Origin of the sequence: Subdoligranulum sp. APC924/74, from assembly GCF_003324125.1 — a bacterium.
Classification (GTDB): Bacteria; Bacillota; Clostridia; order Oscillospirales; family Ruminococcaceae; genus Gemmiger; species Gemmiger qucibialis.
The window spans coordinates 1-6804 of the sequence record NZ_PSQF01000124.1 but is presented as its reverse complement, the minus strand read 5'-3'; the positions used below and the strand labels follow the sequence as shown (position 1 = coordinate 6804).

Here is a 6804-nt window from a genome sequence, read left to right as displayed (position 1 = left end):
ATTATCTGCGCTTTTGGCTTAGCAGCTGCCGCACCTCGCTCGCCGTATCGGCACTTAGAATTATGCGGTATTGCCCTAATTTGGAGGTATTTGGGTATGAGTTTGTTTGACTTGATCATGATCGGCATCAGCCTTTCGATGGATGCGCTTGCGGTTTCCATCTGCAAGGGGCTTTCGGTGCGCAAAGTACAGCTGTCCCACGCGCTGATCTGCGGTGCCTGGTTCGGCGCGTTCCAGGCCATAATGCCGTCCTTTGGCTACTTTCTCGGTTCCCGGTTCGAGCACCTGCTCAACAGCGTTGGCCCTTGGGTTGCCTTTATCCTGCTGGCTGTGATCGGCGTAAACATGGTGCGGGAAAGCTTTGGCGGCGATGAAACTGTGGACAACGATTTTTCCGCCAAAGCCATGCTGCCGCTGGCCGTTGCAACCTCCATTGACGCCTTTGCCGTTGGCGTTGGCTTTGCCGCAATGGAAGCCAACATTGTGGTTGCTGCCCTGCTGATCGGCTGCACCACCTTTACCCTGTCTGCCATCGGCGTTAAGGTTGGTGCCGCGTTTGGCGATAAGTACCGCGCCGTTTCGGAGCGCATTGGCGGCCTTGTGCTGATTTTGATCGGCCTGAAAACCTTGATCCAGAGCTTCCTGTAAAATTTGGCTTTCTCTTATTTCCGTTATTCTGATAAAACAGCTGCCCGCATCCTTTCCGGTTTTTGGCCGGAGTGATACGGGCAGTTTTCTTTGGGATTGATCCTGCACAAAAAAAGTCCCGCCCGGCAGCGGGGGGTGCTGCGGGCGGAACTTATTTTTTATCAGGGGGTATTCTGACGTTTTAAAATAAATTACTTTCTGCTGTGTTTTTTGCGGGAGTTTTTGCCCTTTACAGCAGGCTTAGCAGCCTCAACAACCGGCTTTGCAGCTTCCACAACGGTCTTAACGGCTTCGTCAGCGGCCTTGGCGGCAGCCTTGACAGCAGGCTTCTCGGCAACTTCCTTCACGGCCTTGTCGGCAGCTTCCACAGCAGCCTTGACAGCGGGCTTTTCGGCAACTTCTTTTACAGCCTTCACAGCTTCATCGGCAGCGGCCTTAACGGCGGGCTTTTCAGCAACTTCCTTGACAGCGTCGGTGGCCACGGCAGCAACGGCAGTGGCAGCCTCGGCTGCCTTCTTTGCGGTGGTCACAGCAGCCTCGGCAGCCTTTTTGGTGCTGGTCTTGCAGGTGGCCTTCTTGGCGGTCTTAACAACCTCAGCGGCGGTTTCGGCAACCGGCTTATCGGCAGAAGCCTTCACGGCGTCAACAACCTCGGTAGCAACTTCGGCAGCAGCCTTGGCAGCGGCGTCAACGGTCTTGGCAGCGCTTTCAGCGGCAGCCTTCACTTCAGCCTTTGCTTTAGCGGCGGTAGCCTTGGCGCTGGTCTTGGGCTTGCGGGTCACTTCGTTGATGGTCCAGTACTGGTTATCGCCGTTCACATCGGCCCAGATCTGCAGGACTGCACCGTTTTCGGTGTTCATGTTGACCAGGTCCAGGCACTTGCCGGCCAGGTTGGACTTGATCTTTACGCGGCCATCATTGGCGGGCTCCACGATCCACAGCTGGCTGGAAGCGTTAGCGCCTTCCCACTGGTGAACATGGGTGCCATCGGTCACGCCGGAGCAATCCAGGTCCATCATCTTGCCGGTGAAACGGTTCTTGATGCGGTACACGCCCTCGCCGGCGCGCACAAAGCTCCACTGCTGCCATTCGGCGTTGGCATTATCCCACAGCTGGATCTGAGCGCCGTTCTCGGTGTTGTAATCCTTTACTTCAACAACCTTGCCGTTTGCAGCGGCGATGGTATAAAACTTATCCTCAGTAATAACGGTCTGAGCAATTTTCTTGGTAGCCATGTATAAGCTCTCCTCTCAGTTTATCGTGTTGGTTGTTCAGTTTTGTACGCCTGCGGCTGGCAGTGTTCTGCGCAGCCCCCCTCCAAAGCGTCATCTATATAAAAAGGAGTGCTGTGTTGGTTCAGCCTCCTTGTGTTCTCCTCTATTATAGCCAATTATTCCCACATCGTCAAGTTTTGTGCGGCGTGACGGCATTTTACACAAAAACGCCGGGAAGGGTGGAATCCTTCCCGGTATTTTTATGGGGATTTTCCGTTTTTATGCCGATTGCGCTTTTGTTGCGCACTTATCCGGCAGAAAGGCTATTTCAGGAGTTTTCCGCAAAATTTCCGGTGTACAGGCGGTAGTAACGGCCCTTTTGGGCAATCAGCTCATCATGGGTGCCGCGCTCAATAATGCGGCCCTGTTCCAGCACCATGATGCAGTCCGAGTTGCGCACGGTGGAAAGGCGGTGGGCGATAACAAAGGTGGTGCGGCCATACATCAGGCCGTCCATGCCCTGCTGCACCAGGCGCTCGGTGCGGGTATCAATGCTGGAGGTTGCTTCGTCCAGGATCAGTACCGGCGGGTCCGCAACAGCGGCACGGGCAATGGCAAGCAGCTGGCGCTGGCCCTGGCTCAGGTTGGTGCCGTCGCCGGTCAGCGTGGTGTTATAGCCATCCGGCAGGTGGCGGATGAACTCATCGGCGTTGGCCAGCTTGGCGGCGGCGCGGCATTCCTCGTCCGTTGCATCCAGGCGGCCATAGCGGATGTTATCCATAACCGTACCGGTAAACAGGTGGGTATCCTGCAGAACAATGCCTAAGGATGCGCGCAGGTCGTCTTTATGAATATGGGTCACATCAATGCCGTCATACTCAATGGTGCCCTTCTGGATATCATAGAAGCGGTTGATGAGGTTGGTGATGGTGGTTTTGCCTGCACCGGTGGAACCGACGAAGGCTATCTTCTGGCCCGGACGGCCATACAGGTTGATATCATGCAGGACGATCTTGCCCGGATCATAGCCAAAGTCTACATCCTTAAAGACGATATCTCCCTTCAGTTCACGGTAGTCTGCGCTGCCATCGGCGTTCACACGCTTCCAGGCCCACAGGTTGGTGCGCTCCTTGGTTTCGGTCACAGAATCATCCGGCAGGCGTTTGGCGTTGACCAGCATGACCTTGCCCTCGTCCACTTCCGGCTTTTCGTCCAGCAGGTCAAAGATACGCTGGCCGCCGGCCAGAGCCATGATGATGGCGTTGAACTGCATGGAGATCTGGCTGATGGGCATGTTCAGGGTGCGGTTGAAGGTCAAAAAGCTGGCCAGCTTGCCCAGGGTCAGGCCTGTCATGCCAGACAGAGCCAGCGCACCGCCGATCATGGCGCAGAACACATAGGAAAGGTTGCCCAGCTGGGTGTTAGCCGGACCGCCGAGGTTGGAGTAACGGTTGGCCTTATCCGCGCTTTCAAACAGCTGGTCATTGAGCTTATCAAACTGCTCAATGGCTTCTTCCTCGTGGCAGAACACCTTAACGACCTTCTGGCCGTTCATCATCTCTTCAATGTAGCCGTTCACCGCACCAATATCACGCTGCTGGGAAACAAAGTACTTGGAAGAGTTGGTGGTAAGATACTTGGTGACCAGCAGCATAATCCCGACCATGACCAGGGTGAGCACCGTCAGCGGCACGCTGAGTACAACCATGGAAACCAGCACGCTGACAACGGTAATAGCGCTGTTCAGCAGCTGCGGCATGCTCTGGCTGATCATCTGGCGCAGGGTATCAATATCGTTGGTATACAGCGACATGATATCGCCGTGGGCGTTGCGGTCAAAGTATTTGATGGGCAGCGTCTGCATATGGGTAAACATTTCATCGCGCAGGCGCTTCAGGGTGCCCTGGGTAACGTAAGCCATCATACGGGCCTGGGCAAAGGCGGTAACAATGCCGATGCCGTAAAAGCCTGCCGTGCGGGCGATGGCATGGGCCAGGCCGGAAAAATCACTGCTCTGCTCTTTCAGCAGGGGCAGGATGTAGCCATCGATCAAGGTCTGCATGAACAAAGTGCCCTGCACGTTGGCAAACACGCTGACAAAAATGCAGATGACGACCGCAACGACCTGAATGCGGTAGCATTCCATCACATAGCGCAGGATGCGCATGAAGATCTTGCCGGGATTCTGGACTTTGGGGCGCGGGCCGCGGGGGCCACCGCGGCCAACCTTAACCACTTTTGCTTTCTGCTCAGCCATTGTTATCGCCTCCCTTTTCGTCAAAGTCGCCGGAGCCTTTGGTCTGGCTGTTATAAACTTCCTGATAGATGGGGTTGGTGGCCAGCATTTCGGCCGGGGTACCGTAACCACTGATCCTGCCGTTATCCAGCACGATCACATGGTCGGCGTTTTCCACGCTGGAAATACGCTGGGCAATGATGAACACCGTGGTGCCGGGAATCTTTTCGGCAAAGCTCTTGCGGATCTTGGCGTCGGTGCCGGTATCCACAGCGGAGGTAGAGTCGTCCAGAATCAGGATGCGGGGCTTTTTCAGCAGAGCACGGGCAATGCAAAGGCGCTGCTTCTGGCCGCCGGAAACGTTAGTGCCGCCCTGGTCAATGTGGGTGTTGTATTTATCGGGGAAGCGCTCAATAAATTCATCGGCGCAGGCCTGCTTGCATGCCTCCTCGATCTCGGCATCGGTGGCATCCTTATTGCCCCAGCGCAGGTTTTCGGCAATGGTGCCGCTGAACAGTTCGTTTTTCTGCAGCACCATGGCAACGCTGTTGCGCAGGATCTCCAGGTCGTAATCGCGTACATCCACGCCGCCAATGTACACATGACCGGCGGTGGTATCATACAGGCGGGGCAGCAGCTGCACCAGGCTGGTTTTTGCGCTGCCGGTACCGCCGATGATGCCGATGGTCTCGCCGGAACGGATGTTCAGGTTGATATCAGACAGCACATCGCGGCCATCGGCCTTATAGCGGAAGCAGACATGATCAAAGCGGACAGCGCCGTTCTTAACTTTCATAACCGGGTTTTCGCCGTTGGACAGGGTGCTTTCTTCTTCCAGCACTTCAGCCACACGCTTGGCGGAAGCGGCGGACATGGAGATCATGATGAACACCATGGACAGCATCATCAGGCTGGTCAGGATGTTGGTGCAGTAGGTCAGCATGCTCATCAGCTCGCCGGTGGTAAAGCTGGTAGCACCGGACAGCACGATCATGCGGGCACCCAGCCAGGAAATCAGCAAGATGCAGGTGTAAACGGTGGCCATCATCAGCGGAGAGTTGAAGGAAAGAACTTTTTCAGCACGCAGCAGCAACTCCTGCACATTGCCGGATGCCTTTTTGAACTTTTCACTCTCGTAATCTTCGCGCACATACGCTTTGACCACGCGGATGGCGGAAACATTTTCCTGCACGCTCTCGTTCAGGTCATCGTACTTTTTGAATGCGGCGGAGAAGTAGTTGCTGGCGCGGGACATGATGAGCACCAGGCAGCCGCCCAGAATGATGACCGCCACCAGATAGATGGAAGCCAGCTTGGCGTTGATGGTGAACGCCATGATCATGGCAATGACCATGCTGGACGGCGCACGGATGGCCATACGCAAAATCATCTGGTAAGCGTTCTGGATGTTGGTCACGTCGGTGGTCATACGGGTGACCAGACCGGCGGTGGAATATTTATCGATATTGGCAAAGCTGAATGTTTGGATATTGCGGTACATGGAGCGGCGCAGATTGCGGGCGTAACCGGTGGAAGCACGCGCACCAAACACACCGCCCAGCACGCCGAACAGCAGGCCAAAGGCCGCTGCCACGATCATCCAGCCGCCAATGCGGTAAATGTGGGAAAGATTGCCGGCGGTAACGCCATCATCAATGATGGAGGACATCAGCTTGGGGATGATCATTTCCATCACCACTTCGCCGATCATGCACAAAGGGGTCAGGATGGAAACCAGCCGGAACCCCTCTGTTTCTTTGTAAAGTGACTTAAACATATAGTATCTCCTGTTTGGCTGCCCGGGGCAGCGCCTGAACTTCTTAAGCCAAAGCATTGCGGAACACTTTGGGGTGTGTCTGAAAACAAAGAAAATAACGGATATTTCGCAAACACAAGCAGGATTTAAGGCAAGGAGCCGCAGGAATCCTTTGTATATTCCAAGGCTTTTTAACGCAAAATCCGGTTGCGCTTATAGAAATAGACCAAATCTTTGACTTTTCAGATACGCCTTAATTTTTGCCGCGGATGGCTTTTGCATTTTCAATCAGCTTGTGCAGGGTGCCCTGGATAGCTTCCAGTTCCTGCGCGCTGACCCCGTTTTGCAGGTCATGCTCAAAATCCGAAATGCACTGGTGGATGGCGGCGGCGCATTGGCGGCCTTTCTCGGTCGGAACCAGGCTTTTGAGCCGGGCGTCTTTGGCGACAACTTCCCGCGTGATAAAGCCGGACTGCTCCATGCCCTGCAGCATGGTGGTAATGCTGGAACGGTTGGTGTGGAACCGGGCTTCTAGATCACGCTGGTAGATTTGCTTGCCGCTTTCCGTTTCCTGCATCAAAAACCCCAGCACCATACCGCGCATACCGGTCAGCTCCGGGCTGACCCTGGTGCTGATGTACGCATCCAGCGCGCAGGAAATTTCCCGCGCGGCATAGTTTAAGGTGCGGCCCACATGCACAAAGCCGTGGTCTTCCTGTTGGTTGCGGTTCTGCGTTTGGATCACCTCACTTTCCAATTCGTTTGATTGTTAATTGTTTGAATTAAAACAGTTCGATTTGAAACAGTATGATTATAAACAAATCCCGCCGGTTTGTCAACCAGCGGGATGTAATTATTTTCAAAGAAAATTGTTAAGGCAATACCGCATAATTCTAAGTGCCGATACGGCGAGCGAGGTGCGGCAGATGCCAAGCCAAAAGCGCAGATAA

General features: G+C 54.7%; 6 protein-coding genes. 1 reads left to right on the top strand and 5 read right to left on the bottom strand.

Annotation, left to right across the window (positions count from 1 at the left end; all coding sequences use genetic code 11):
- Positions 1-96 precede the first annotated feature (96 nt).
- Positions 97-648, top strand: coding sequence for a manganese efflux pump MntP family protein (locus C4885_RS14905; RefSeq protein ID WP_114001093.1), 552 nt, complete (start codon positions 97-99; stop codon positions 646-648).
- A 191-nt stretch (positions 649-839) separates the two neighbouring features.
- Here the strand turns inward: C4885_RS14905 and C4885_RS14900 are convergent, their stop codons facing one another.
- The 5 genes from C4885_RS14900 to C4885_RS16825 all read right to left on the bottom strand — a co-directional run.
- Positions 840-1883: an RICIN domain-containing protein gene (locus C4885_RS14900; RefSeq protein ID WP_114001092.1), complete on the bottom strand. Its 1044-nt coding sequence runs from the start codon at positions 1881-1883 to the stop codon at positions 840-842.
- 307 nt (positions 1884-2190) lie between these two features.
- Positions 2191-4119: an ABC transporter ATP-binding protein gene (locus C4885_RS14895; RefSeq protein WP_114001091.1), complete on the bottom strand. Its 1929-nt coding sequence runs from the start codon at positions 4117-4119 to the stop codon at positions 2191-2193.
- On the bottom strand, positions 4112-5875 hold the full coding sequence (locus C4885_RS14890; RefSeq protein WP_114001090.1) for an ABC transporter ATP-binding protein: 1764 nt from the start codon (positions 5873-5875) through the stop codon (positions 4112-4114). The genes C4885_RS14895 and C4885_RS14890 overlap by 8 nt, the downstream gene beginning before the upstream one ends.
- Positions 5876-6107: 232 nt before the next feature.
- Positions 6108-6599, bottom strand: a complete 492-nt coding sequence (locus C4885_RS14885; RefSeq protein WP_158538923.1) for a MarR family winged helix-turn-helix transcriptional regulator — start codon at positions 6597-6599, stop codon at positions 6108-6110.
- On the bottom strand, positions 6596-6804 hold a 209-nt coding region (locus C4885_RS16825), incomplete at its 5' end, for a hypothetical protein (protein WP_207657604.1). The genes C4885_RS16825 and C4885_RS14885, both read right to left, overlap by 4 nt.